21 protein-coding genes are annotated in these 25,563 nt (G+C 54.7%); 20 read left to right on the top strand and 1 reads right to left on the bottom strand.

The window, feature by feature from the left end; translation table 11 throughout:
- Positions 1 to 11: 11 nt before the first annotated feature.
- The 20 genes from PSAB_RS07335 to PSAB_RS07425 all read left to right on the top strand — a co-directional run bounded on the left by PSAB_RS07335 (position 12) and on the right by PSAB_RS07425 (position 24,517).
- The gene (locus tag PSAB_RS07335; RefSeq protein WP_025333933.1) at positions 12 to 1,676 is read left to right on the top strand and encodes a urocanate hydratase; all 1,665 of its coding nucleotides are present in this window, start codon (positions 12 to 14) and stop codon (positions 1,674 to 1,676) included.
- A gap of 138 nt (positions 1,677 to 1,814) precedes the next feature.
- Positions 1,815 to 2,921: a DUF917 domain-containing protein gene (locus PSAB_RS07340; RefSeq protein WP_025333934.1), complete on the top strand. Its 1,107-nt coding sequence runs from the start codon at positions 1,815 to 1,817 to the stop codon at positions 2,919 to 2,921.
- Positions 2,914 to 4,458 carry an HAL/PAL/TAL family ammonia-lyase gene (locus tag PSAB_RS07345; protein ID WP_025333935.1) on the top strand — a complete coding sequence of 515 codons (1,545 nt, stop codon included), beginning with the start codon at positions 2,914 to 2,916 and terminating at the stop codon, positions 4,456 to 4,458. The genes PSAB_RS07340 and PSAB_RS07345 overlap by 8 nt, the downstream gene beginning before the upstream one ends.
- Positions 4,459 to 4,544: 86 nt before the next feature.
- The gene (locus PSAB_RS26545; protein ID WP_420835631.1) at positions 4,545 to 4,643 is read left to right on the top strand and encodes a hypothetical protein; all 99 of its coding nucleotides are present in this window, start codon (positions 4,545 to 4,547) and stop codon (positions 4,641 to 4,643) included.
- Positions 4,644 to 4,918: 275 nt separating this feature from the next.
- On the top strand, positions 4,919 to 6,286 hold the full coding sequence (locus PSAB_RS07350) for an FAD-dependent oxidoreductase (protein WP_025333936.1): 1,368 nt from the start codon (positions 4,919 to 4,921) through the stop codon (positions 6,284 to 6,286).
- Entirely contained in the window at positions 6,283 to 7,224 is a 942-nt protein-coding gene (locus PSAB_RS07355) for a carbohydrate ABC transporter permease (RefSeq protein WP_025333937.1), read from the top strand. Before PSAB_RS07350 ends, PSAB_RS07355 begins: the two co-directional genes overlap by 4 nt.
- 39 nt (positions 7,225 to 7,263) lie before the next feature.
- Entirely contained in the window at positions 7,264 to 8,100 is an 837-nt protein-coding gene (locus tag PSAB_RS07360) for a carbohydrate ABC transporter permease (RefSeq protein WP_025333938.1), read from the top strand.
- A gap of 141 nt (positions 8,101 to 8,241) precedes the next feature.
- Positions 8,242 to 9,597, top strand: a complete 1,356-nt coding sequence (locus PSAB_RS07365) for an ABC transporter substrate-binding protein (RefSeq protein ID WP_025333939.1) — start codon at positions 8,242 to 8,244, stop codon at positions 9,595 to 9,597.
- 186 nt (positions 9,598 to 9,783) lie between these two features.
- The gene (locus PSAB_RS07370) at positions 9,784 to 11,529 is read left to right on the top strand and encodes a sensor histidine kinase (RefSeq protein ID WP_025333940.1); all 1,746 of its coding nucleotides are present in this window, start codon (positions 9,784 to 9,786) and stop codon (positions 11,527 to 11,529) included.
- Complete coding sequence (locus tag PSAB_RS07375) at positions 11,507 to 13,084, top strand: response regulator transcription factor (RefSeq protein ID WP_025333941.1); 1,578 nt, start codon at positions 11,507 to 11,509, stop codon at positions 13,082 to 13,084. Before PSAB_RS07370 ends, PSAB_RS07375 begins: the two co-directional genes overlap by 23 nt.
- Before the next feature lie 34 nt (positions 13,085 to 13,118).
- Complete coding sequence (locus PSAB_RS07380) at positions 13,119 to 15,212, top strand: 3-keto-alpha-glucoside-1,2-lyase-like domain-containing protein (protein WP_025333942.1); 2,094 nt, start codon at positions 13,119 to 13,121, stop codon at positions 15,210 to 15,212.
- Positions 15,213 to 15,387: 175 nt separating this feature from the next.
- Positions 15,388 to 15,744 carry a hypothetical protein gene (locus PSAB_RS07385; protein ID WP_025333943.1) on the top strand — a complete coding sequence of 119 codons (357 nt, stop codon included), beginning with the start codon at positions 15,388 to 15,390 and terminating at the stop codon, positions 15,742 to 15,744.
- A gap of 568 nt (positions 15,745 to 16,312) precedes the next feature.
- Entirely contained in the window at positions 16,313 to 17,350 is a 1,038-nt protein-coding gene (locus PSAB_RS07390) for a LacI family DNA-binding transcriptional regulator (RefSeq protein ID WP_158442577.1), read from the top strand.
- A gap of 233 nt (positions 17,351 to 17,583) precedes the next feature.
- Positions 17,584 to 18,942: an extracellular solute-binding protein gene (locus PSAB_RS07395; protein WP_025333945.1), complete on the top strand. Its 1,359-nt coding sequence runs from the start codon at positions 17,584 to 17,586 to the stop codon at positions 18,940 to 18,942.
- A 57-nt stretch (positions 18,943 to 18,999) separates the two neighbouring features.
- Positions 19,000 to 19,935 (top strand): carbohydrate ABC transporter permease, encoded by a 936-nt coding sequence (locus tag PSAB_RS07400; protein WP_025333946.1) that lies wholly within the window; start codon positions 19,000 to 19,002, stop codon positions 19,933 to 19,935.
- A gap of 4 nt (positions 19,936 to 19,939) precedes the next feature.
- The gene (locus tag PSAB_RS07405; RefSeq protein ID WP_025333947.1) at positions 19,940 to 20,773 is read left to right on the top strand and encodes a carbohydrate ABC transporter permease; all 834 of its coding nucleotides are present in this window, start codon (positions 19,940 to 19,942) and stop codon (positions 20,771 to 20,773) included.
- Positions 20,774 to 20,808: 35 nt separating this feature from the next.
- Positions 20,809 to 21,624: a carbon-nitrogen hydrolase family protein gene (locus tag PSAB_RS07410; RefSeq protein ID WP_051529737.1), complete on the top strand. Its 816-nt coding sequence runs from the start codon at positions 20,809 to 20,811 to the stop codon at positions 21,622 to 21,624.
- 382 nt (positions 21,625 to 22,006) lie between these two features.
- A complete protein-coding gene (locus tag PSAB_RS07415) occupies positions 22,007 to 23,620 on the top strand; it encodes a glycoside hydrolase family 125 protein (protein ID WP_158442578.1) in 1,614 nt (537 codons plus the stop codon).
- Between the two features lie 137 nt (positions 23,621 to 23,757).
- On the top strand, positions 23,758 to 23,937 hold the full coding sequence (locus PSAB_RS07420; protein WP_038595658.1) for a hypothetical protein: 180 nt from the start codon (positions 23,758 to 23,760) through the stop codon (positions 23,935 to 23,937).
- The gene (locus PSAB_RS07425) at positions 23,930 to 24,517 is read left to right on the top strand and encodes an ATPase (RefSeq protein ID WP_025333950.1); all 588 of its coding nucleotides are present in this window, start codon (positions 23,930 to 23,932) and stop codon (positions 24,515 to 24,517) included. Before PSAB_RS07420 ends, PSAB_RS07425 begins: the two co-directional genes overlap by 8 nt.
- A 129-nt stretch (positions 24,518 to 24,646) precedes the next feature.
- Here the strand turns inward: PSAB_RS07425 and PSAB_RS07430 are convergent, their stop codons facing one another.
- The gene (locus PSAB_RS07430) at positions 24,647 to 25,519 is read right to left on the bottom strand and encodes an oxidoreductase (RefSeq protein ID WP_025333951.1); all 873 of its coding nucleotides are present in this window, start codon (positions 25,517 to 25,519) and stop codon (positions 24,647 to 24,649) included.
- Positions 25,520 to 25,563 lie beyond the last annotated feature (44 nt).

Consider the following 25,563-nt stretch of genomic DNA (forward strand, 5'->3'; position numbering starts at 1 on the left):
ATGGGATAGCCGTGAGCAGAATTACGGCGGCAAGAGGAGGAGAGCTTCGCTGCAAGGGGTGGCGTCAGGAAGCGCTGCTGCGGATGCTGGAGAATGTGCTGGAGAATGGCGAGAACCAGAAGGAGCTGATTGTCTATGCATCATTGGGCAAAGCGGCGCGGAACTGGCCGTCCTACAGAGCCATTGTGGACACGCTGAAGAATCTGGAAGAGGACGAGACGCTGGTCATTCAATCGGGCAAACCGATCGGAATCTTCCGCACGCATCGCCAGGCTCCGCTCGTTGTAATGGCGAACTGCAATCTGGTGGGCCGATGGGCGACCAGTGAGAACTTCTATGAATTGCAGGACAAAGGTCTGATCATCTGGGGAGGGCTGACCGCAGCCGCCTGGCAGTACATCGGTTCCCAGGGCGTGATTCAGGGAACGTATGAAATCTTCCAGAGCATTGCCCGCCTGCATTTCGGCGGAAGCCTGCAGGGCCGTTTCATTCTGACCGCCGGCCTTGGCGGCATGGGCGGTTCTCAGCCGCTGGCCGGAACGATGGCGGGCGCAGCGATTTTATGCGTGGAGGTCGCGGAGGAACGGATCGACAAGCGCATTTCGGCGGGGTACTTGCAGCGCAAGACCGCAAGCCTGGATGAAGCGCTGGCCTGGATCGAAGAGGCGAAAGGTAGCGGAGAGGCGCTGTCAGTCGGCCTGCTTGGCAATGCCGCCGACGTGTACCCCGAGCTGCTGGCCAGCGGGGTGCTGCCGGATATTGTGACGGACCAGACCTCCGCGCATGATCTGCTCTACGGGTATATTCCGAGCGGCTATACCCCCGCCGCTGCGGCGGCGGCCCGCAAGACGGACCCGGCTGGACTTCAGGAAGCCGCCGGAACGTCGATTGCGGCTGAAGTCGGAGCGATGCTGGAATTCAAGGAGCGCGGCGCGGTTGTCTTCGATAACGGCAACAACATCCGTTCGCAGGCGGTGAAGTACGGCATTGCTAACGCTTTTGACATCGACATCTTCACGGAAGCCTTCCTACGTCCCTTGTTCGCCCGGGCCATCGGCCCGTTCCGCTGGATCGCCCTCAGCGGCGACCCGCAGGACATCCGGACGATCGACGAATATATTTTGCGGGAATTCAGTGACAACGAGATCGTGTCGAACTGGATCAAGCTGGCGAACATTCACGTACCGGTCGAAGGGCTGCCTGCCCGGATCGGCTGGTTCGGCCACCGCGATCGCAGCAGGCTGGCGCTGGCCGTGAATGCCATGGTTCGTGAAGGCAAGCTGAGCGGTCCGGTAGCGTTCTCGCGCGACCATCTGGATGCGGCCGCCATGGCCCACCCGAACATCATGACGGAACGGATGAAGGACGGCAGCGACGCGATTGCCGACTGGCCGCTGCTGAACGCGATGCTGAACTGCTCCTCCATGGCTGATCTGGTGGCCATTCATTCAGGCGGCGGAGGCTATGCAGGGTACATGACGAGCGCCGGCGTTACCATTGTCGCCGATGGCAAGGAGGAGAGCGATCTGCGCCTGCGGACCGCACTCGATAACGATACCGGTCTGGGCGTGCTCCGCTATGCGGATGCCGGATACGAGGAGTCGCTGGACGAGGTGGAACGCAAGGGAATCGCAAGAATCGATACCCGCAGGCATGAGGAGATTGTGGCGGACTAAAATTTGTACCGGCTGACATTTGGCCGACATGATACGTGATGCAAAAAATAACGGCGGCGAGCCGGAAAAGCGCTTGAAATAGGCGGAAGATCTTTCGTACCGCTGCGCCCGGCTTGCCGGAGAAGGAGAATGGGGTAAATGAGAGAGTTAACGAGAGATGATGTAAACGCCGCGGTTAGAGGCGGTTCGGTATTTGCCAGCGGCGGGGGCGGCTGGGTGGACCACGGTCTGGATATCGGTCACGCCGCGCTCAGCGTGGGCCGTCCGAAGCTGGTGTCGGTCGATGAGCTGCCGGAAGACGCCATTATTCTGACCTGCACAGCTATTGGCGCACCTGCGGGCCGGGACTGGCAAATGCTTGGCAAAGATTATATCAAAGCCGTGCAGCTGGTCATCGACCACTATGACGGCAAAATTGCCGGGGTCATGACGCCGCAGAACGGAATGTCCAGCACGATCAACGGCTGGCTGCCTGCGGCCGCGCTCGGCCTTGTCGTTGTGGACGCCACCGGGGACATCCGAGCCCATCCCACGGGCAAAATGGGCTCGCTCGGCCTCGCCTCGTCCATTGATTACGAGACGGTCCAGGCGGTTGCCGGCGGCAAGCCGGAGCTGGGCAGCTACATTGAGCTGGTCGTCAAAGGAACCCCGGCGCGGACTTCGAACATTTTGCGCACCGCGTCGGACATGGCCGGCGGCTTCATCGCCGCGGCGCGCCATCCGCTCCCGGCGAAATATATCAAGGAGCATGCCGCGCTGGGCGGCATCTCGATTGCGATTGAGCTGGGGCGGGCGATCCTTGCGGCCGAGCCGGACGGCGCGGAGGCGGTGCTTGACACGATCGTGCGCCATACTAAGGGCAGAATTGTCGGCAAAGGTACAGTGACGAAGAAAAATGTGCACTATTCCGGCGCTTTTGATATCGGCACCATTGAAGTGGAAATTCCGGGGAGTTCGCTGACCCTGCACGTGATGAACGAATATATGGCGGTGGACGACCGGTCGGGCACACGGCTGACCACCTTCCCTGATGTCATTACGACCATCGATTTGGCCACAGGCCGTCCGGTCAGTGTAGGGGATCTTAAGGAAGGGCAGGAGATTGCTGTGTTTGCCATTGACCAATCGAATGTTCCGCTTAGCTCCAGCGTCAAGGACCCGAGCGTCTATCCCGAAGTGGAAGCGGTGCTGGGAATCGACCTTCAGAGCTACGCCTTCGGCAAGGAGAAGCAGGTTCATGCCTGAGAGAAGCCGCCCGGTCTCCGTCGGCGCTCTGGTGCTGGACGGAACCGGTCTTAGTGTGTCCGATGTGGACAGCGTTGCCCGGGGTAACCGGAAGGTTGTAATCGCGCCGAGCGCCTGGGAACGGCTGGAGAAGGCTCGGCAGGTTATCTTCGAGCTGGCGGAAGAAGGACTGCCCGTATACGGGTTGAACCGGGGCGTGGGCTGGAATAAGGACAAAGTCATTTCTCCCGGCTTGTATGAAGATTACAACCGCAGCCTGCTGCTGTCCCACAGCGCGGGAATCAAGCCTGAAGCCCCGGAAGAGGTGGTGCGGGCGGCGATGCTCGCCCGGCTGAACGGCCTGCTCGCCGGGGCCACCGGCTCGCAGCCGGAAATCGCCGCGCGCTACGCCGATTTCCTCAATCTGGGGCTTCACCCCGTTCTGCCGCTGCGCGGTTCGGTGGGCGCCGCGGATATCACCCTGATCGCCCACCTGGGTCTGGCGATGATCGGGGAAGGGGAGGCGCAGCTTGGCGGACGCCGCCTACCGGCCAAGCAGGCGCTGACGGAGCTTGGACTGGCTCCGCTGCTGCTGGGGCCCAAGGACGGGCTGGCCATCGTCAGCTCCAATGCGCTCTCCGCCGGGAACGGCGCGCTGGCGCTGCATGATCTGGCCGGATTGCTGGAAGCTGCCGATGCGGTGTACGCCCTGTCGCTGGAGGCGATTCGCGGCAATGTCAGCCCGCTGGACGAAGCCGTTCACGGTAAGCGCCCATTCCGGGGGCAGCTTGCAAGCGCGGCGAATGTCCGCAAGAACCTTGCCGGCAGCGGCCTGTGGGAGGCGTATAATCCGGACTCCCTGCAGGACCCGCTCAGCTTCCGTGATGCCTGTCAGATCCACGGCGCCGCCCGTGACGCGCTTGCCTATACCCGGGAGCTGCTGGAGATTCATCTGAACAGCACGGACGACAATCCGTGCGTGCTGGCGGAAGAGCGGCGCATATTATCCTGCGCCAATTTTGATCCCGTGGTCTGGACGCTCGGCTTCGAGATGCTGGGCAGCGCCCTGCATCATGTCGCCAAAAGCTCCTGCTACCGCATCCTCAAGCTGGGCGATCCGGCCTTTACCGGCCTCAGCCGTTTTCTGACGCCGGATGCGGAACGCTCAATCGGCTTCGGCACCGTCCAGAAGACGGCCTCTTCGCTGGATGCGGAAATCCGCCATCTGAGCAACCCGGCCTCCACCGATTATATGTCGCTGGCGGGAGATATCGAGGACCACGGGACCAACGCGCCGTTTGTCGTCTCCAAGACAAGGGAGATCATTGACCGGCTGACCTATATGCTGGCGATTGAAGCCATTCACGCCGCGCAGGCCATCGACCTGCGCGGCGGGGTTAAGCTGGGACGGGGAACGGAGGCAGCGTACTGGCTGCTCCGCTCCGCCGTGCCGTTTCTGGATGCCGACCGCTGCCAGACGATTGATATTGAGGCGGCGTACCGGCTGATTAAGGAAGGGGAGTGGCTGGAAGCGGTACGGCAGGCGGTACGCGAGTAGCTCCCCTATTGCACGGCTTGCTGGCGACATAAGAAGAGAACAAAGATCAACAAGGCCGTAAGCTTAAAACACCGGATGCGATTATTATCGCCACTTCTTTAGAACATCAGCTTGGTCTTGTATCCAGAGATCGTGATATGAACTTTGTTCAGGAAGAGTTTGGTTTACCCTTAATAACGATTTAGCTGACCCACCGTAACTCCATAAGGAGATACGATGGGTTTGTTTTTATTATGGGGCTGACCTTGGTAAATAAAACTGCCATATCCATACATGCTTCCCCCTCGCAGGCAGATGCCTGCTTTTTTTTCGCCTATAGCTCCCCAAAAAGTCAAAAAAATACACGCCAACCGGTATGAGAGCTATACCGTATTTTTGACCGCCGGTTGCTATAATGGGGTCGAATAGAAGCGGCGGACCCTGCCGGGAGCGGGAATCCGCCGGGAAAGCGAGGCTCGCAATGGATAGCTACAGATTGAAGAGCAGGGAAATCCCGCTGAATACTTCCTATGAGGTGATCGTCGTCGGGGGCGGGCCGGCGGGCTGCACCGCCGCGGCGTCGGCCGCGCGGGAAGGGGCGAAGACGCTGCTGATCGAGGCCACCGGAAGTCTCGGCGGAATGGGGACATCGGGGCTGGTCCCGGCATGGTGCCCGTTCTCGGATAAGGAGAAAATGGTCTATCGCGGGCTGGCGGAGAAGGTGTTCGAGTCGCTGAAGGCGCAGATGCCCCATGTGAAGCCGGACGCGCTCGATTGGGTGCCGATCGAACCGGAGAAGCTGAAGGTCGTCTACGACGATCTGGTGACGGAGGCGGGAGCCGACGTACTGTTTCTGACCTCGCTGGCCGAGGTGGAGACGGACGGGCAGGGAAACGTGACGGCGATTGTTGCCCTGAACAAGGGCGGACTGCAGGCGTTTCAGGCGCCGGTGTATATCGATTGCACGGGCGACGGGGATGTCGCCGCCTGGGCGGGAGCGGAGTACCGGAAAGGCGACAGCGACACCGGCGATCTCCAGCCGGCCACTCACTGCTTCGTCCTCGGCAATGTTGACGATTACGCTTATCTATACGGTCCGCTTCTCCATAAGGAGAACCCGCAAAGCCCGATCCATGAAGCGGTGGCCTCGGGCCGATATCCGAATGTGCCGGACACCCATCTCTGCAACAACCTTATTGCGCCTCGCGCCGTCGGCTTCAACGCCGGCCATCTGTGGCAGGTGGACAATACGGACGCCCATTCCGTATCCAGGGCGCTGATCCGCGGACGAAAAATGGCCGCCGCCTACCGCGACATGCTGGCTGATATTCAGCCTGCTTCTTTCGGCAACGCTTATGTCGCCAGCACCGGCACGCTGATGGGTACCCGCGAATCGCGGCGCATCATCGGGGACTACGTGCTGACGGTGGATGACTATGTCTCCCGCCGGAGCTTCGAGGACGAGATTTGCCGCAACAGCTACTTCATCGATGTGCACGGCACCGAGAAGGAGGAGAAGAGCGAGGCGGGCTCGGCGCAGACGATTACGCTGTACGGACCCGGCGAATCGCACGGCATCCCCTACCGCTGCCTGACGCCGCGCGGGCTGCGTAATGTGCTTGTGGCCGGGCGGTCCATCTCCTGCGAGCGCCGGGTGCTCGGCAGCGTCCGCGTCATGCCGGTCTGCCTCGCGATGGGCGAAGCCGCAGGATTGGCCGCAGCTCTCGCCGCCATGACGGACGGCGATGTGCATGCGGTTGACGTCGGCCGGCTGCGGCAGCGCCTGCGGGAAGAAGGGGCCTATCTGCCCGAGATGTCCGCCGCCGGGAACAGGGGTGACGTGAAATGAGCCACCACGCAACCGTACAGAAGCAGCTCGCCGCTGCCGAAAAAAGAACGTTCTGGACCCGCCGGAGGCGCGAACAGCTGGCCGGCTGGCTGTTCATCGCGCCCGAGGTCATCGGCATGCTCGTTCTCGCCGTGTTTCCGCTGGTCTTCAGCCTTGGCCTCAGCCTGACCGAGTGGAATCTGGTCGGCGGCCTGTCCGCCATCAAGTTTATCGGCCTCGATAATTTTGCCGAGCTGTTCCGGGACGACCGGTTCCTAAAGGCGCTGAAGAACAATATCGGCTTCACCGCCGGCACCGTGCCGGCGACGATGCTGCTGGGCGTCGTTTTTGCGGCTATCATACACAAGAAGTTGTACTTCAAGGATTTTTTCAAGGTGGCGTTCTTCGTTCCCTATATTTGTTCGACGGTCGCGGTTTCCGCGGTGTGGTCGGCGCTCTATCATCCGTCCAAGGGACCGCTCAACCAGATGCTGATCCATCTTGGCATCTCGGATCCGCCCCGCTGGCTGGTGGACACGAGCTGGTCGCTCGTTGCCATCATGGTGATCTATATCTGGCAGCTGCTCGGGTACCAGATCATCATTTTTCTGGCGGGAATGACCAATATTCCGGATGAGCTCTACGAGGCGGCGACGATCGACGGCGCGACCGGCTTCCAGCAGTTTCGGCGGATCACGCTGCCGCTGCTTGGGCCGACGACTTTTTTTCTGGCGATTACCAGCACCATCTCTTCGTTCAAGGTATTTGACATGATCAAGTTCCTCACCAACGGGGGACCCAATTATTCCAGCACAGTGATTGTATACCAGATTTACGAAGAAGGCTTCCAGCACTTCCGGATGGGTTATGCTTCGGCCATGTCCTGGGTACTGTTCCTGATCATCATGCTCGTGACTTCGCTGACCTGGATCACCCAGAGCCGGAAGGTGCATTATTAAGTTTCGATATGAAGTCTTGAAGAAAGGACATAAGCGCATATGACGATACGAAAAATCAAGCTAGGACCTATCGTGCTGACGGTGCTGTTCGGCGCTCTATCGATCTTCTTCCTGCTGCCGCTGGTCTGGATGATGTCCGCCGCCTCCAAGACGGAGAAAGAGGTCTGGACGTTTCCGATTCAGTGGATTCCTAAGGATTGGCATTTTGCCCAGAATTTCAAGACGGTCTGGATGGGGGATGTCTCCTTTGGCCTCTTCTATATGAACTCGGTCAAAATCGCTCTGATCTCCACGCTCGCAACGCTCATCGTCTCCGCCATGGCCGGCTATGCGCTGTCCAAGCTGAAATTTACGGGAAAAGGTCTCGTCTTCAGCGCCATGATGGCCTTTATGATGATCCCGGAGCAGGCGACGCTCGTTCCCCGTTATATCATGATCAAGGAAATGGGACTGTACGATACGCACGCCGCGCTCATTGTGATGGGCATGTTCTCCAGTTATTTCACCTTTTTGCTCCGGCAGTTCATGATCGGGGTGCATAATGATCTGCTGGAAGCGGCTGAGCTGGACGGCGCCGGATTCTACCGCATTTTCTGGAGCGTCATGCTCCCCTTGAGCCGCCCCATACTGGCCACTGTCGGCATCATCAAATTCATCTGGACCTGGAATGACTATCAGGGACCGCTGATCATGCTGAATTCGACCAATCTGTATACGATTCCGCTCGGCATGCAGTTCTTCAAGGAGGAGTTTGGAACGACGATTTCCGTAATGATGATGGCTTCGCTTGCCGCCATTATTCCACTGCTCGTGCTGTTCTTGGTATTGCAGAAGCAGGTTATCAAGGGCATTTCCATAGGCGGGGTCAAGGGTTAAACGCGCCCGGCTTGTCCGGCGGAACTTTCGAAAGACGCAAAGTCAAAAATGTCTACGCCCGAACCGCAAGACTGTACACGGTGCCCGCGGAGGCAAGGTAGTATAATTAAATTGCATCAACCAACTGAAGGGGGAAATGGTATGAAGAAGCCTGCATTATGGGTGGCTGGCCTGCTGCTGACGTTCTCGGTCACCGCATGTTCCGGAAGCGGGAATGCTCCGGCCGCGAGCGATAAAGGGACTGGCGCCGATCCTACCGCGGCAACCCAGACAAAGACACCGGAGAAAGAGAAGATCAAATTTTACACCTTTAAGTCCAATAAACCGGAGGAGCCCACATACCAGGCGGTTCAGGCCTACAACCAGTCGCAGGATAAGGTCGAGGTGGAATATGTTTCGCTTGTCCAGAACAGCGACAGCACGGAGTTCCTGAAGAAGCTGGACGTTCTCATTGCCGGGGGCGAAGTTGTAGACGCTTTCATGACCGGGAATGAGGAAGAATTGATGGAACGGGCTTCGCGCGGAGTTGTGGAACCGCTTAACTCGTATTTTGAGGCCGAGGGCGTCAAGCCAGAGGATGAATATTTCAAGGTGCTCAAGCTGGATGACAAAGTCTATGGGCTGATGCCTTCCGCGACGCAGTGGTTCACGGTCTTCAACAAACAGCAGCTGGATGAGGCTGGCCTTAAGCTTCCTGAAATGGGCTGGACCTGGGACGACTTCCGCGATTACGCCAAAAAGCTGACGACTCCGGATCATTACGGAACGTATTTCCATACCTGGGGCGAATATGCGAACATCATCGCGTACACCGAGCATCCGAATCCTCAGCTGACCCCTGACCTGAAGCCGATCTTCGATGACCCGTCCTTCAAATATTTCTTTGGCCTCCGCCGCGCCATGGAGAAGGAAGACAAGAGCGTTGAGCCTTATGCGGATGTGCTGGCCTCGAACTATCATGTGCTGCAGCAGTTTTTTGCCGGCAAAGCCAGTATGCTGGCCGTTCCGAGCTACGCTGTCCGGGCGGGTCTCAATCTCGAGAAATTCCCGCATGATTTTCAGATGGTGTACGCTCCGCTTCCCCGTTCGGTTGATGCAACCGATGTCGGCATGACGAATATTTCCGGCGGCGGTCTGGCGGTAGGCGCCAAGTCGGCGCACAAGCAGGCGGCGTATGATTTCATCCGGTGGATGACCAAGGAATCCTACAAGTACACGAAGGAAATTCCGGCGCTGAAAAATGTCGACGGCAAGGCGCTGCTGGAACAATTTTTTAGCGAGAACAAAAACTTGATCGATACCGACTCGCTCGCCAAAACTCTGTTCGACAGCCGCAACAAAATGCCAGAGGGCACCTTCACCGTTCCCTATGGCAGCCAGCTGAAGACCATTGTCGAAAACTCCTTCGCCAGCTTTATGCTTGATAATCGCAAATTTGACGATGTCAAGGCGGAAATGACGGCGGAAGTTGAAAAGGTAGTCGCCGCCAACAAGTAACGGCCTAAATTCTTATTTAGATTAACTCCACCCTGTACCCCGCAAATCACCCGCAGGCCGGCTTTACAAGCCATCTGTGCCTTGCGGTGTGATTTTGCGGGGCGATTTTAAGCGGTATGTCATACGCGGGGGCGATCAGGGCTTATAATGGCAGTATAACGATACTCTGGAGAAGGATGACCCGATATGCAATGGTTGAACCGTTTCTCCTATCATCGGAGGCTGCAATTCTCATTTCTGGCCCTGATTCTGCTTCCTTTCGCCGCCGTGACCTTCTGGTCTTACCTGTCCGTCAGGCAGAACGTTAGCGACAAGATCCTTCGCACGAATGAAGAGACCATCACCGTCATCGCCAATCAGATCGAAAAAACAATCGATAACATTTCCTTCGCATCGCTCTATCTCTCCGAAACCTATGATCCCGAAGTCCTGAACAGTCTGCGCTACCTGACGAACGCCAAGAGCTTCGGTGATTACAAGTCCTACATTCATCAAGCCAAATTGAAATCGATAGGCGGCATCCTCACGATCCAGTCTCTTGATGCGGATCTTGAGATTATGATCGTCAACCGGAATAACCGGATTATTATGGGCAACCTGGACCGTCCAATCTTCTCAAAGCTGCCGGATCGTTTCCTGCGGGAGAGCGCCAGGCTGAACCTGAATGAAGAGACCGTGCTCCAGTGGTTTCCCTACCGGGAAAGCGGTTCTGTTCCGGAATACTACTATGCCGCCCGTTTTATCTTCGATCCCCGGAATCATGAGAAGCTGGGCACGCTGTTCATCGGCATTCCCCGGCATTATTTCGAGAATCTGCTGGATATCGGCAACGCTTCTGTCGTTCTGTCGCTGGTTGATGCTTCGGGGGAGACGATCGCCGTCCGCGGGGGGAACGGGGCGGAGGACCGGAAGAAGCCGCTGCGCAGCGAGGTTCGGATTGAAAGGACCGGCTGGCTGCTGGCAAGCGAGCTTCCCCGCAGCTCGATCGACAGTCATATCAACCGGGAGTTTCTCGTGTCTATCTCGGTGGTCGGCGTGTTTTTCGCCGCCTTTGTGGTACTGTCCATGTTCTGGGCAGGATATATGAACAAGCCGATCAGTCTGCTTCGCGCCAGCGTCAAGCAGTATGTCGGCGGCAACCGCAGCGTGCGGATTCCGGTTAAGGGCAAGGACGAGGTGGCAATGCTGTCGGCCGCGTTTAACCAGATGCTTGAGGACATCAACCAGCTGCTGCATCAGGTCGAAAGCGAGCAGGAAGAGAAGCGGAGGCTGGAGCTTCGGGCGCTGTCGGCGCAGATTCGGCCGCATTTTCTGCTTAATACGCTGAATTCGATCAAGGTCAATCTGCTGATGGCCGGCGACACCACCCACGGGGGAATGATCGACGCGCTGATGAAGCTGCAGCGGGCTTACGTCCATGCCGACCAGCCGATTCAATTGGCCGAAGAATGCGCCATTCTCGGCAGCTATGTGCAGGTGATGCAGATCCGCAACCGGCTTAATATCGCCTTCCACTACCGGCTTGAGCCGGGAACGGAGGAGCTGGAGCTGCCGAGGCTGCTGCTTCAGCCCGTGGTCGAGAACGCGATCGCCCACGGCTTCTCGGCCCGTCCCGAGCATCCCCGTATCGGGCTGGAAGCGCGCCTTGGCGGCGGTATGCTCGAAATCGCGATCTCCGACAACGGCCGGGGCATGAACGAAGAGGCGATCAGCCGGCTGAGCCGCCGCCTGTCGGGCGCGGAGCCTGAGCAGCCGCAGCCGGAGAAGGGCGTGGGGCTGATCAACACGGCGCGGCGTCTGCAGGTGCTGTACGGGTACCGGTCGCGGCTCACGGCGGCCGCGAACCCGGAAGGCGGTATGATCTTTACATTCTATATTCCGGTAACGAACAGCAAGGAGGAGTCTTCCCATGATGACGGTCATGCTGATTGATGACGATGTGCCTATGCTGGACTATGTGCAGCATTTGCTTGGCCAGCTCGATCTGGAGCTTGAGCTGGCCGGCGCGGCTTCCGGCAGCGAGCAGGCGCTGGAGCTGTTTCATGACAGCCTGCCCGATCTGGCCATCGTCGATATCGGCCTGCCCGGCATGGACGGACTGGAGCTGGCCGAGGCGTTCCGGATGATGAAGCCGGAGGTGCGGCTGATTTTCCTTACCTGTTATGAAGATTTCCATTATTCCAAACGGGCGATTCAGCTTGAGGCCGACGACTACCTCATCAAGGATGAGCTTACGCCCCAGCAGCTCAGGGACAGCGTCGGCAAGGCGATGGAACGCTTCCGGGGACGCCGGGAGCTGCTCGACCGGTACTCGTTCCAGCAGGCGATTGAGCGCAACCGGGAGGTGCTCAAGCAGAACTTCCTGAAGCAGCTGCTCTCCGAAGGCGGGGAATGGGACAATATTCTGCTGTTCGGCGAACGGCTGGGCATTTCCTGGAAGCTGCCCTATCTTCGCCACGGCTTTTTGCATATCGACGCGGCCTCCGTCGTCGGCCGGTACCGGTACAAGGATATGCCGCTCCTGCATTTTGCCGTCGGCAACATCGCAGCCGAGCTGTCCTCCGGTCAGGCGCCGATCACGGCGCTGATGGACGGTGAGGCGGACATTTATTTGCTGTGGAACACCAAAGACCGGAGTGTCCCGGAAGACGAGCTGATCCGGTACATGATGTCCGTCCGGGAGAAGGCGGAGCAGTACCTGAAGGTCAGCGTCCGCGGCTTCTACGCGGCCGAGGCGGTCCCGGTCCGGCAGTTCGTCGAGACCTACAAGCAGCTGGCCGAATACCGCGACCACAGCTTCTACGGAGAAGGCCTGCCGGCTGTAATGCTGAAGCCGGACCGCACGTTCCTGCAGACGGCCGAATCGAAGCCGGAGAAAGAGAAGGCGATGCTGTCGCTGGCGCTGGAGGAAGACAATGCCGCCTGGATTGATCTGGCCGTAAGCAAGCTGCTGCAGCTCGCCGAAACGGAGCATTGGGCGCCAAGGCTGCTTAAAGAGGCTTATGCCGAGTGTGTCCGCAAGATGGCGTCGGAGACGCACGGAACGGCGGAGGAAGCGTTCTTCGTCCATTTAAGCCGGTCCCTCCGGGCCGAAGAGGCCGCACATCTGACCAAGCGGGAGCTGTGGAATCTGTGGCGGCATCAGGCGCTGACGCCGATCAGCGACCTGGAGAAGGACATCCGGCTTCAGGCCATCGACGATTTTCTGCGGGAGCATGTCGACCGGACGATCACGTCGGTTGACATGGCGGAGCATCTGCACCTGAACCCCAGCTATTTCTCCCGTTATTTCAAGCGGCTGGCCGGGATGAAATTTACGGATTACGTCAATCGCTACAAAATCTCCATCGCGATCTCCATGCTTCGTCAAGAGAACGAGACCGTTGAGAATGTGGCTTATACGCTCGGTTTCTCGGACCGGGCTTATTTCTCCAAGGTCTTCAAGAAATACAGCGGCAAAAGCCCCAGCGAGTTCAAGAATGCTTAAGAAGCGGGGCTAGAACGATTATGGGGGAGTATTTATGAAAGCGGTTACTTTGAGAAAATTATTACTGCTTCCGCTTATGGCCGCATTGTTATTCGGTCCGGTCGGCCTTATGCCGGCGGACCGGGCGTCGGCTGCGGGCACGACATATTATGTGGATGCGGCGGCAGGAAGCGACACGAACGGCGGCACAAGCACGGACAGTCCCTGGAAGTCGCTGGCCAAGGTCAACTCGGTCGTATTCGATCCCGGTGACCGGATTCTGCTTAAAGCCGGTTCGGTCTGGAACGATACCTATCTGGACCTGAAGGGCTCGGGCGTGGAAGGCAGCCCGATCGTGGTCGACCGGTACGGAACAGGCCCCAAACCGCTGATTAACTTTGGCAATACGGCGGTAGGCGGCGAAGGCTTCGGCGTCCGGCTGAGGAATGTGTCGTACTGGGAAATCAACAATCTGGAAATTACGAGCGGGCAGTACGCGACCGATATGCGCCGAAGCGGCATTCTTGTCGTCGGCGAAGGCGCGGGCGCCGGCGCGTTCAAGCATATTTATATTAAAGGCAACGACATTCATGACGTATTTGGCACCGACCGGAGGACCGGCGGCATCAATTTTCACGCGCGCGGCGGCAATACCGATCCCGAGAGCACTTGGGACGACGTGCTGATCGAGGACAATACGGTAATCAACGTAGCGGACACCGGCATTCAGGTGATGACGGACGCTTTTGCCAACACTTCCTGGGCCCATAAGTTCGATGCTTTCACCCATTTGATTATTCGCGGCAACTATGTGGAGAAAATTCACCGGGACGGTATCCTGGTCCGCGCTAGCGTCTCGCCCCTGATTGAATACAACACGACGAACAAGATCGGCGTCAGCTGTGACGTGAACACGTCGGTGGTCAATTATCTCGATAACATCAGTTTTGTCGCCGCCCAGTGGGCTTATTACACGACCGGAGCCGTCTTCCAGCACAACGAAGCGTTCAATACCCGGGTGCTGCAGGGAGACGGTCAGGCATGGGACTTCGACATCAAGGTGAGTGACAGCATTTATCAGTATAACTTCAGCCATCACAATGAAGGCGGAGCCCTGCTCGTTATGGACAGCACGAACAATAATATTTTCCGCTACAATATCAGCCAGAATGACTACGACGCCTTCGGCACGTTTCATTTAAGACCAGGCGGCGGCAATTTGTACGTCTATAACAACGTCATTTACCGCGACAACGGAATTACGACGCCTTTGACCAAATCAAGCACGAGCGGGATGGCGTATTACAGCAACAATATTTTCTATAATGCCGCCGGGGGAACGTATACGAACAGCAGCTTTATAAAATACAACCATAACCTGTTCTACGGAGCCAACTCGAACGTCCCGAATGATCCCGGCAAGGTTGTCGCTGATCCGCAGTTTCAAAGCGGCGGCGGCGCGTCCGGCATCGACACCGCATCGGCGTATAAACTGGCTGAAGGCTCGCCGGCCATCAATTCCGGCGCCGTCGTGGGGGGCAACGGCAGCATCGACTTCTTCGGCAATCCGCTGTACAGCGGGGCGCCGGACATCGGCGTATACGAAGCCCCTGGGACGGGGGGGCCTCCGGCTGCGCTGTTCGAAGACAATTTCGAGGACGGAGCGGCGGACGGCTGGGCCACGGTCGGAGGAAGCTGGAGCGTCGGAACAGAGGAGTCGCTGGCCTTTGCCCAGAACGGCCTGTATGGGGAAGCGATCGCGTACACCGGCGAAGCCTCCTGGACCGATTACACCCTTGAAGCGGATGTGAAGGTGAAGAAACTCGGAGGCAATGGCGGTATCCTGTTTCGCTATCAGGATGCGAATAATTTTTATATGTTCCGGCTGAACGATACGGGCAGCACCGCCGATCTGTACAAGAAGACGGGAGGCAGTCTCCAAATGCTGGCCAGTGTACCGGTAACGGTAAATCCGAATCAGGTATACAGGCTGAAGGCGACGGTTCAAGGTGCGTCCATTACCGGGTCCGTCGACGGTACGGATCTGATCTCCTGGACCGGCAGCGGAGCCGAACTCGCTGCGGGCAAAATCGGTATGCGCGTGCACTCCGGCATGGCGTCGTTCGACAATGTGCGGGTGACCGAATAGCATCCGGGTGGCAAGCAAAATTGGCCATCCGCCGCGGTCACGCGCCCCGTAAGTAAGCGGGTGTACTTGTAAGCGTTCACGGCTGCAAGTATGGAATGATTACCTGTAGTACCGTTAAAAACGCCGCTTGCTTTCCCTGGATTAAGGCTTGCCGGCGTACAAGGAGGGATGCACGATGACCGTCGATAAGACGGCGAGTGGCGAAAGCCGCAAACGCCGTCTGCGCTCGGGAAGACGGCTCCGGCCACTGGCGGCGCTGCAGCTGCTGCTTGTGCTGCTGCTGGCGCTGCTGGTGCCCGCCGCCTGCTCACGGGCCGGGCCGTCTGCCGAATCGGACGGCGGGGCGGGGCCCGATCTCTTTACCGCCGTTGCCTGGGTGAACGGCGAACCGGTCGCGTACGGCGAATTCCGGACCCGCATGCTGGAGCTGCGGGGAGAGGTCATTGCCGAGACGGCGAAGGGTGGGGCCGACCCGGCGGCCAAGGGGTTCTGGACCTCCGGCGCCGGAGGTCGGACGCCGCTTGACTGCTGAAAGAGAAGACACTGAACCTTCTGGTCCGGGTCAAGGTTCAGCAGATTGCCGCGAAGGAAGCCGGAATCGCCGGGGACATCGGATACAAGGCGTTCCTGATCCGGCTGGATGCGGAGAACCGGACACGCAGCAGCCGTCTCCGGCTCGGCGAGCCTGTCTATGGCCCGGAGCAGTACAGCGAAAAGGCCTATTATCGCTACACGCTGGCCAACCTGGAGCTGGCGCTTCGGAAATGGCTTGCCAAGGAAGACGGCGACCGTTCCGGCAAGCCGCTGAACGATGAGAGGTATGAGGCGTGGCTGAACCGGGAGGCGGCGAACGCCGAGATCCGGGTTAATTCTTCCGTATACGATAAGTTGTCGGTGGGGACGGCTCCATGAGTTCTATAAGACGAAACGATAAAAGTGGAATGGCAGCTTGTCATTGACAGGCTGCTTTTTCTTTCTCCCCAAAGTAACATTCAGCACCCGTGTTAAATATTTTAACATTGAAATAAAAAAATATTGCCAATATTCTGCTCCGGATGTATTATGAATATATAAAAATTATCGAAAACGTTTTAGAAAATGTGGGGTGCGTTACTATAGTTAACATAAGAGATATCGCCAAAGCGGCTGGAGTTTCCGTATCCACCGTCTCCAAAGCATTGAACGGCTATTCGGATGTAAAAAGCAAGACAAGGGAGATGATCCTCGATGTGGCCAGGGAAATGGATTATTTGCCCAATGTAATGGCTAGAGGGCTCATCACGAAGAAGTCGAATACGATTGGCATCTTTTTCGGGGATCGGCAAAACTCGGGGTTCGACAATCCGTTCTTCAGCGAACTGATCCGCTCGATCAAGGATGTGGCCGGGGCGGAGGGATATGATATTCTCATCTTTGCCAATCAGAAGCGAACTACGTCCAGCTATAAGACCATATGCTATGAAAAAGGTGTCGACGGCGTCATCCTGATTCTCACCGGCGACCAGCGTACGGATGAGAACATCCGGGAACTGCATGAGAGTCTGCCGACCGTTTATATAGACAGCGTATCCTATCAATACACCAATGTTAACTTCGTTGAAACGGAAAATGTGAATGCCTCGTTCCAGGCGGTGGAGCATCTGATTCAACTGGGTCATACGAGAATTTTGAAGATGGCGGGAGACCAGGTTGCCAAGGCGTCGTACGACCGGATCGAAGGCTACAAGCAGGCACTGAATAAGTATGGGCATAAAGTAGATAGCGATTTGATTCTGTACGGAGAGTTCTCCCGGGACAAAGCCTATCAGTTAACCAAACGTTTCTTCTCAAAAGACAGCGGGGTCACAGCCGTATTCGCATCCAGCGATATAATGGCTTTCGGAATCATCGATGCTCTGAAGGACTTAGGCTTCAAGGTTCCTGAAGATATTGCTGTCATCGGCTTTGACGATATCGACGAATCCAAAGACTATCAGCCTCCATTAACAACCGTCCACCAACAGCGTTTTACAATGGGGGAGACGGCGGCAAAAATGCTTCTTCAGCTGATCGACAGCCAGGACGGAATTACCCGGCATGCCACGATTCCAGCGAGACTTGTGATCAGAGAAAGCAGCGGAACGAAACGAGAGGGCTAACGCCTTCGTTTCAAATTTTTTCTAAAACGTTTTAGGAAATGGGTGGACCGAATAAGGAGCTTTCCAGACGAACTCTAAGCTTTTTATTCGTTTCAAATACATGGAAGCAGATGGGCAGCTGATTATTTGAGAAACAAGGGGTGTGATACGGTGAAAAAATTCTTGTAGCATTTCCTTTTTTCGGAAAACGTTTTAGAAAAATACACCGGCAAATATGAGGAGGAGAGAATACCATGCAAAAAATGAAAGTATTGGTGCTGGTTTTCGTAATGGCAGTCATGACGATCTTGGCGGGATGTGGAGCAAAAAGCTCCGATTCCGGCGCTTCCCAGAATACGCAGGGGGGAGATAGCGCAGCGGCATCTTCAACTGAACCGACTGAATTAACCGTCATTAATCAGGACCGCTGGGCTCCTTATGTGGAAAAGGCGGTGAAAATCTGGAACGAACAACATCCTGATAAGCAAGTGAAGCTCAATCAGCTTGTCCTCGGCTACCCGCAATTGCGTCAAAAGATTACAACCGCAGCTGCAGCCGGACAAGCTCCCGACTTCTCTCTGATCGACTCGGTATGGGTGGCGGAGTTTGCGGACGCCGGGTACCTTAAACCGCTTGATTCGATCGATCCCGACTGGGTTGAAAATGATTTTAAGAAAGACTTCTATCCTGTATTCGTCAATGGGGACTCCTATGAAGGAAAACCTTATGCCATCCGTTCGCAAACGGATATGGCTCTAATCTGGTTCCGCAAGGATTGGTTCAGCCAGGAGGGCATTCAGCCGCCGAAGACCTGGGATGAATTGATGGCTGCAGCGAAGCATTTTTCGCAAAAGGACGTTCAGGCCAAATACGGAAACTCTCAAGGCATTGCGTTTCCTGGGGGGATGAAAGCCGGAGAAACGACGACTAGTCTGTTAATGCCCTTCTTCTGGTCCAGCGGCGCGGATGTCTTCAAGGACGGGAAAGTGGTATTAAACAGTCCGGAGTCGAAGGCGGCGGTCCAATTCCTGACTGATCTTGTGGGTGAAAAGGCGTCCACCAAGGAAGTGATTTCCTATGAATGGGATCGGGCGACGAAGTTGCTGGCAACGGGAAAAGTGGCTTTGTCCGTAGGGGGCAGCTACGAATATGCGATGATCAAGAACACGACCGGCTGGAGCGATGCCGAAATGAAAGAAAAGCTTGGTTTCGTGCCTATTCCGGCCGGCGGCAGCGGGAAAGTCGCCACATCTGCCGGCGGGATGGACTATGTCATCTATGAACAGGCCAAGCAGCCGGAACTCGCCATGGAGATTTTGAAAATTGTAACCGGCCCTGAACTGATGAAGGAGTTCGTAGTGGACACGGCACAGAATTCTCCGCGGATTTCGGTAACCGAAGGTCTGGACAAAGACAAGGACTGGTTCCTCGCTGAAACGGGCAAGTTCCTGTATGACGCGAATGTCCGTCCGGTTATTCCGGAATATGCCAAGGTATCTGAACAAATCCAGAAGATGATCGAGAGCTCAGTATCCGGCAAAACGCCTGCCGATCAGGCGGTAACGGAAGCGGCTAAGGCGATCAGCGATGTTACAGGACTTCCTCAGCAATAACTTGCAGTAAGGGGGATGTCTTCATCCCCTATTTTTTAAAAAAAGGTGGTGGCATATGTGGGACAGTCGCTGATCACAGCGATCCGGGATAACACCGGTTCATCTAGATCCAGATTCAACAAGAAATGGGCCAAAACCATCCCCTTCTTGCTGATGTTTCCCGCGCTTGCGGTGATGGGACTTTTCGCTCTGTTTCCGGTCATCAACGCATTTCGGCTCAGTTTATTTGATAAGCAGCTTCTGAATCCGGGGGAGACGTTCGTCGGGCTGGATCATTATTCACAGCTGTTTGCAAACGGAGAATTTATCAATGCCTTGAAGGTTTCCGTCATCTATGTGGCCGGCTCGGTCGCGCTGCAATTTCTTGTGGGGCTTGCGCTGGCTGCTCTGCTCTCCGCTCAGGGCGTCAAGGGAAAAAGATTTTTCCGGACCGCGTTTATTGTTCCCTATACGCTTTCCGAATTGGTTGTGTCGCTAATCTGGCTGCAGATGCTGGACACCGAGTTCGGGATTATCAATTATTTCGCCACTCTGCTCGGCGCTGATCCGCAGAACTGGCTCTTTGACTTCGCGCTCCCCGCCGTTATTGTAGCGAATGTCTGGTGGGGAAGCACTTTCTCCCTGCTGATGCTGGAATCGGCGATGCAGGGTATTCCCAAGGAACTTTATGAAGCGGCGGAAGTGGACGGTTGTACATCCTGGGGCAAATTTATTCATATCACGCTTCCATCCATACGCTATGTGTCGCTTTTGAACATGATCATGATTACCTTGTACACCATTAACTCCTTCGGCATTATCTTTGTCCTTACGGCGGGCGGACCGCTTGGAAGTACGGACGTGATCGGAATGTTTATGTGGCGCAGCGCATTCCAATTCATGGACCTCGGGCTGGGTGCAACCATTTCGACCTTGATCTTTGTTGTCAATATTCTGATTACTCTGGTATATATCCGGTTGTTCGGCTTGAACACGCTGAAGGAAGGTGCGTAACAAGATGACAAACCGAAAGAAATCACTCGGAATCTATATCTTGATGAGTGCTGCGGCAATCGTCATTGCCTTTCCTGTTCTTTGGATGTTCGTCATGTCTGTGAAGCCGGCCGATGAGTTGTACCGGTTTCCTCCCACGATTTTGCCGGACAAATGGGAATTTGCCAACTATACCAAAGCGTTGTTTGAAGCGGGTATCGATAATGGATTGATCAACAGCCTGATTCTGGCCGTAGGTACGCTGGCACTAAGCGTCACATTGAGCTTTCCGGCTGCTTACGCACTCGCGAAATATGAATTTAAAGGGAAGACGATTCTTCTGCTGGCCATCTTGGCCACCCAACTGATTCCCGGTATGGCGGCGATTGTGCCTTTGTTTGATATTTTGCAGCGAATGCATCTGGTGAATACTTACAGCGGTTTGATTCTCATTTACACTGCAAGAACGCTGCCCCTTAACATTTGGATTTTAAAAGGTTTTTTCCAGTCCATTCCGAACGAATTAATCGAATCTTCGATGGTGGATGGCAGCTCGAAAATCGCTTCCCTCTATCGCGTCGCACTGCCGCTGGCTCTGCCTGGCATCGGGGCCGCTGCCATGTTTACGTTTATGCAGACCTGGATCGACTTCATCCTGCCGCTAACGATGCTGTTTAATGAGGACAAGTTTCCTTTCAGCGTTATGCTGTACAAGTTTGTCGGCGATCCGATCATGGGGACCAATTACGGCGTCCTGTTCGCCGCTGCCGCTCTCGGCACTATACCGACTTTACTGATCTTTGCTCTGCTTCAGCGCTTCTTCGTTCAGGGGCTTACAGCCGGAGGCGTTAAAGGCTAATCATGTGAAATTGTGAAAATGACGGAGGAATGAATATGACGGAGCTGACAATCGCGATTGCACAGATGGACAGCAAAATTTTGGATAAGGAATATAATCTGCAAAAAGCAGAGGCCTTATTGGATCAAACAGAGGGCAAAGCGGACGTTATTTGTTACCCGGAGCTGTTTACGACCGGCTACAATTTCGATTTGATCGGAGATGCCTTTTACGAGTTGGCGGAAACGATCCCGGGTCCGACCGTCGAACGGTTGGCGAACAAAGCCCGCACCTATGGAACAGCCATTATCGGAACGATTGTGGAAAAGGATGGGAACCAGGAAGGCGTGCTCTATGATACAACGTTTGTCATCAATGAAAAGGGCGAATATATCGGGAAGTATCGAAAAGCGCATCTGTATCCGACAGAGCATCAATATTTCCGCAGCGGTTCGGATTTTCCCATATTTGAGATTTGCGGGGTAAAAACAGGCATTGCCATCTGCTATGATCATGCATTCGGAGAAATGTTCCGGGTGTTGGCCTTGAAAGGAGCCCAGGTTATCTTTATCCCTTCGGTCATCCCAAAAGACTTCGAATACCTGCTGGATTTGCGAACGAGAGCCCGTGCCCAGGACAATCAAATCTTCACGGTAGCCGTTAACCGGGTAGGCTCTGAAGCAGGTATTGTCTATTGCGGAAACAGCAAGATCGTCAATCCACGGGGCGACGTGATTTGCGAAGCCGGCGATGAGGAAGAAGTAGCGACAGCCACGATCGATCTTTGCGAAATCGCAAGAGAGCGGAAGCAGGAGATGAGCCTCCGCAGCAGAAGACCGGAACTGTATGGAATATTGGCGCAGCAGGCCTAATTGAATGCGGTGTACTGGAGGAATTCCTTTGTCATTTTTCTCTTTTGAGTTCATGCCTTTACCTGATGCACGAAACCGCAAGCCTCTGGATGTGGGATGCGGCCCGCTTTCTGCCAGCATCGGAGAGGATGGTTATATCCGCTCTATCAATCACTTTCATTCGCGCCACGGATTCATTACGCTGGAACCTACAGAACCATTTCCAAACGATAAATGGTACGACAGTGAATACGTTCGTCATTATCGCAGACGTTTAATAGATCAGGGGCATATTTCCGAGGGAGCCGCCGGATTCGGGATACAGCCCAAGGGCACGGAGTGGAAACGAGAGTTTTTTTGGGTTCGGAATCATTTCCCGCTCATCCGGTACAGAAGGCAGACGATGGAGATCAATGCTTTGTATATCCCGATTCATCATGACGGGATGAGCGGCTTGATCCAACAGCTTACGGTCACCAATTATGGAGATAAACCGGAGTCCGTTCCTTTGGCGGTGGGCGGCACCTTCAGCCTTCACCGGTGCAGCTACGGACAATTGACGGAAGGCGGTCCGATCCCGATTCAGCAGGCCGATCTTGCTGTTACTGCCGCTAACAACCGTCTAACCATTAGTAATGTGAATCTGCCGGCCGAGGCGAGCCTGTTCTTTTTTAACGGGGCAGACCCGCTGGAATTGCGGCCGATGGAGGTAACAACGAACCGCCCGGTAACCTATATACACGATGCTGAGTTGATAGTAGACAACGGGGAGAGCCGCGAGCTTACGATGCTTTGCCGGATATCAGAGGAAGCAGACAAGCCGGTAGCTTTTAGCTTTGAGGAGCTTCAAACTTGGAAAAAGAGGGCATGGGAAGAGACGCCGAGGCTGAAAAGAGACGGTCTATTGGGTTCGGAAAAGCAGATCATTCACAGGAACATCGACTACATCCTGTCCTGCTGCTCCGTCCCGGTCGATGAAGAGGCTGTGTGCATCATTACCGATCATCAGCTTCTGCCTCTGTCGTGGAATCGGGATTCCTATTATATGATGCGGCTGCTGCTTGATTCGGAACAGCACGCACACGGGCTGTATGAGGAGCCTTACGTTCCCGCATTCAAAAATCAGGTGCAGCGAACCGTCAAGGGCCATCTATTGTGGATGTTCGAAAGGGCTCTTCGTCCGCATCGTTACTGGGGCCGTGCCTACCTGACTAACGGATTTTGCAAGGATGATGTCTTCCAACTGGATCAACAGTGTTATCCGCTGCTGCAGCTGTGTGAATATTACGACAGGTTCCGGGATCGCCAGACGATTGAAAGACTTCTGCCCAAGATTCACGAAATACTGGATATGATCATGGAATACAAGGATAGGGAACGATGGCTTTTTCAAACGGGTGAAACTCCGGCGGACGATGAAGTCGCTTACCCTTATCATTTTTCAAGCCAGGTGTTGGTATGGCATACGCTGACATCGCTGGCAAAGCTGAATGAAACCTTTTCTTTTACGGAACTCGAATTGTTGGAAATGGCCCGGCTCGTCAAACACGATATCCTGGATTGCTTTGTTGCGCCGCATGGTAACGGAGAATTGTTTGCCTATCTTACCGACTTGAAGGGCAGCTTTCAGCTTTATCATGATGCGAACGATCTTCCGACCGTTTATGCTCCTATCTGGGGATTCTGTAATTCGAATGACCCGAGATGGATGAATACGATGGAGTTTGCTTTTTCGAAGGAGAATAAGGGAGGCTTTTACGAAGGTGAATATGGCGGACTCGGTTCCGTCCATACCCCTCACCCTTGGCCGCTCGGAGATGGGCAGGAGCTTCTGTACAGCCTGCAGATCGGGGACGAACAACGTCACCAAAAAGTCCGGAGTAAATTGGCGGAGATTGTTCAGTGGGACGGACTTTTACCTGAAGCGGTAAACGGACATACGGGTAAAGTGGAATCAAGGCATTGGTTTTCCTGGCCGGGTGCTTTTATTTCTTCTGTATTGCTGCGCTCAATGTAATGAATGACGCATGGCAAGCATTAAGCAGATCCGACGCCCGCTGCATTTTCTAAAATGATCGGGGACACCTCTCAAATGTTCCCTTACTAAATATGTTATAATATTAGGAACATTACATGCAGGGTGGATGGTGACTCGTGATGACCCGTGTTCAAGATTTGCATAAGCTGATCAAGCTTACAGGCGATCGGGCCAAATTGGATGCAAAAGCAAACGGAACATACATTGTGTATAAAAATGCAACAGGTCAAATGGTGAAAGAATATGCTACTGGCGAGATCATCCCTATAACCGGGTCAGACTTGGCTAATGAATAAATCGGCTACAATGATGTATGTATTTGCTGGGAATAATGGCAGCGGGAAAAGCACGATCCGAAATCTGATTGTAGACAGGCTTGGCATCAGCGTCAACATTGATCCAGATGCCTTGGCTCGAGGTATTGATGCCGACCACCCGGATCGACGTAAAGTATCTGCGGGAAAAGAAGCAATCAAACTTGCCAGGGAGTGTATTTCCCGTAAGTGGGACTTTTCAGTAGAAACAACACTGGCTGGCGGCAACGTAATCAGGCTTATGAAAGATGCAAGGGCGAACGGTTTTGAGATAATGATGTTCTACGTAGGACTGGGTGATGTAAGACTGAATATCGAGCGGGTTGCCGCAAGGGTCCGCAATGGCGGTCACGATATCCCTACTGAAGACATCATAAGAAGGCATACAACATCCTTGCAAAATCTACTCTCCAACTTACACCTTATTGATCACTTATTTGTTGTTGATAATAGTGAGGCAAACGGGGAAATTGTGCTGGAGGCAGAACGTGAAGTGGTTAAATTTCAGGTTGACCAGCTTCCGCTTTGGGTTGAAACTATCAAAAAACATTTACAAAGCTGAGCATGATAGATAACGGCCAATGGATTTGGTCGTTTTTTATTGTATAAGAAAACCCCCAGTTTGACTGGGGGTTTAGGAAAGCTTATAGCTATGCTTAGAAAATCCTTTGAACTCGATGACTGGTATCCTTTAATCAAGATTCATTAACCTCGAAATTTCATCGTCCAAGTCATTATTATGAAAATCGGTAGATACACTTAATTTTTCCCAACGTAAGGTTTCGATAAGCCTATCTTGATCCACTTGTTTAGCGATTTGGACTGCATCGCTGCCAAGTAAAAGACGCAATGGAGGGTACGCTTCATCAGCAATCGTAAGAATAGCTTGAGCTGCTTTCGACGGGTCTCCAGGCTGATTGCCGCTGGATTCCCGAACATATTTCAATAATAAACCCACAGTGTTTTTATAATCTTCGCTTGGTATAACATGCTCCATGGATGACCCTGCCCAATCCGTACGGAATCCACCCGGTTCGATTAACGTTACCTTTATCCCTAACGGATTAACTTCCTTGGCCAATACCTCGGAGAATCCTTCCACGGCCCATTTTGCTGCTTGGTACGGACCCAAACCAGGGACACTTGATCGTCCGCCAATCGAAGAAAACTGAAAAATGTGGCCCGATCTTTGTTTGCGTAAAATAGGCAATGCTGCTTTCGTAACTTGCACGACTCCCCAAAAGTTCGTCTCGATTTGAGAACGAAAATCTTCCATAGTAGTCTCTTCGATAGCTGAGATATTTCCATACCCTGCATTGTTAACCAATACATCCAGTCTGCCAAATGTAGCCACAGCCGCTTGAACAGCTGCTTCTGCCTGCAGCATATTGGTTACATCTAATTCCATCGTATGGATTTGCTCTCCGTAACGATCTACAAGGTCTTCGAGCTGCTCAGGCTTGCGTGCAGTAGCGACCAATTGATCACCTTGAGCTAGAACAGCTTCAGCTAGACTGCGGCCGAAGCCGCGTGAACTACCGGTTATAAGCCATACTTTAGACATCGCTTATCCTCCATTTATCAATTTTAGAACACTGTGTTTGATTA

Source organism: Paenibacillus sabinae T27, from assembly GCF_000612505.1.
Lineage (GTDB): Bacteria > Bacillota > Bacilli > Paenibacillales > Paenibacillaceae > Paenibacillus_AQ > Paenibacillus_AQ sabinae.

Excerpts from the sequence above, each read along its gene's own strand:
- PSAB_RS07340 (WP_025333934.1), top strand. The coding sequence starts at position 1,815 with ATGAGAGAGTTAACGAGAGATGATGTAAACGCCGCGGTTAGAGGCGGT.
- PSAB_RS07345 (WP_025333935.1), top strand. The coding sequence starts at position 2,914 with ATGCCTGAGAGAAGCCGCCCGGTCTCCGTCGGCGCTCTGGTGCTGGAC.
- PSAB_RS07350 (WP_025333936.1), top strand. The coding sequence starts at position 4,919 with ATGGATAGCTACAGATTGAAGAGCAGGGAAATCCCGCTGAATACTTCC.
- PSAB_RS07355 (WP_025333937.1), top strand. The coding sequence starts at position 6,283 with ATGAGCCACCACGCAACCGTACAGAAGCAGCTCGCCGCTGCCGAAAAA.
- PSAB_RS07360 (WP_025333938.1), top strand. The coding sequence starts at position 7,264 with ATGACGATACGAAAAATCAAGCTAGGACCTATCGTGCTGACGGTGCTG.
- PSAB_RS07365 (WP_025333939.1), top strand. The coding sequence starts at position 8,242 with ATGAAGAAGCCTGCATTATGGGTGGCTGGCCTGCTGCTGACGTTCTCG.
- PSAB_RS07370 (WP_025333940.1), top strand. The coding sequence starts at position 9,784 with ATGCAATGGTTGAACCGTTTCTCCTATCATCGGAGGCTGCAATTCTCA.
- PSAB_RS07375 (WP_025333941.1), top strand. The coding sequence starts at position 11,507 with ATGATGACGGTCATGCTGATTGATGACGATGTGCCTATGCTGGACTAT.
- PSAB_RS07380 (WP_025333942.1), top strand. The coding sequence starts at position 13,119 with ATGAAAGCGGTTACTTTGAGAAAATTATTACTGCTTCCGCTTATGGCC.
- PSAB_RS07385 (WP_025333943.1), top strand. The coding sequence starts at position 15,388 with ATGACCGTCGATAAGACGGCGAGTGGCGAAAGCCGCAAACGCCGTCTG.
- PSAB_RS07395 (WP_025333945.1), top strand. The coding sequence starts at position 17,584 with ATGCAAAAAATGAAAGTATTGGTGCTGGTTTTCGTAATGGCAGTCATG.
- PSAB_RS07405 (WP_025333947.1), top strand. The coding sequence starts at position 19,940 with ATGACAAACCGAAAGAAATCACTCGGAATCTATATCTTGATGAGTGCT.
- PSAB_RS07410 (WP_051529737.1), top strand. The coding sequence starts at position 20,809 with ATGACGGAGCTGACAATCGCGATTGCACAGATGGACAGCAAAATTTTG.
- PSAB_RS07415 (WP_158442578.1), top strand. The coding sequence starts at position 22,007 with ATGGAGATCAATGCTTTGTATATCCCGATTCATCATGACGGGATGAGC.
- PSAB_RS07425 (WP_025333950.1), top strand. The coding sequence starts at position 23,930 with ATGAATAAATCGGCTACAATGATGTATGTATTTGCTGGGAATAATGGC.
- PSAB_RS07430 (WP_025333951.1), bottom strand. The coding sequence starts at position 25,519 with ATGTCTAAAGTATGGCTTATAACCGGTAGTTCACGCGGCTTCGGCCGC.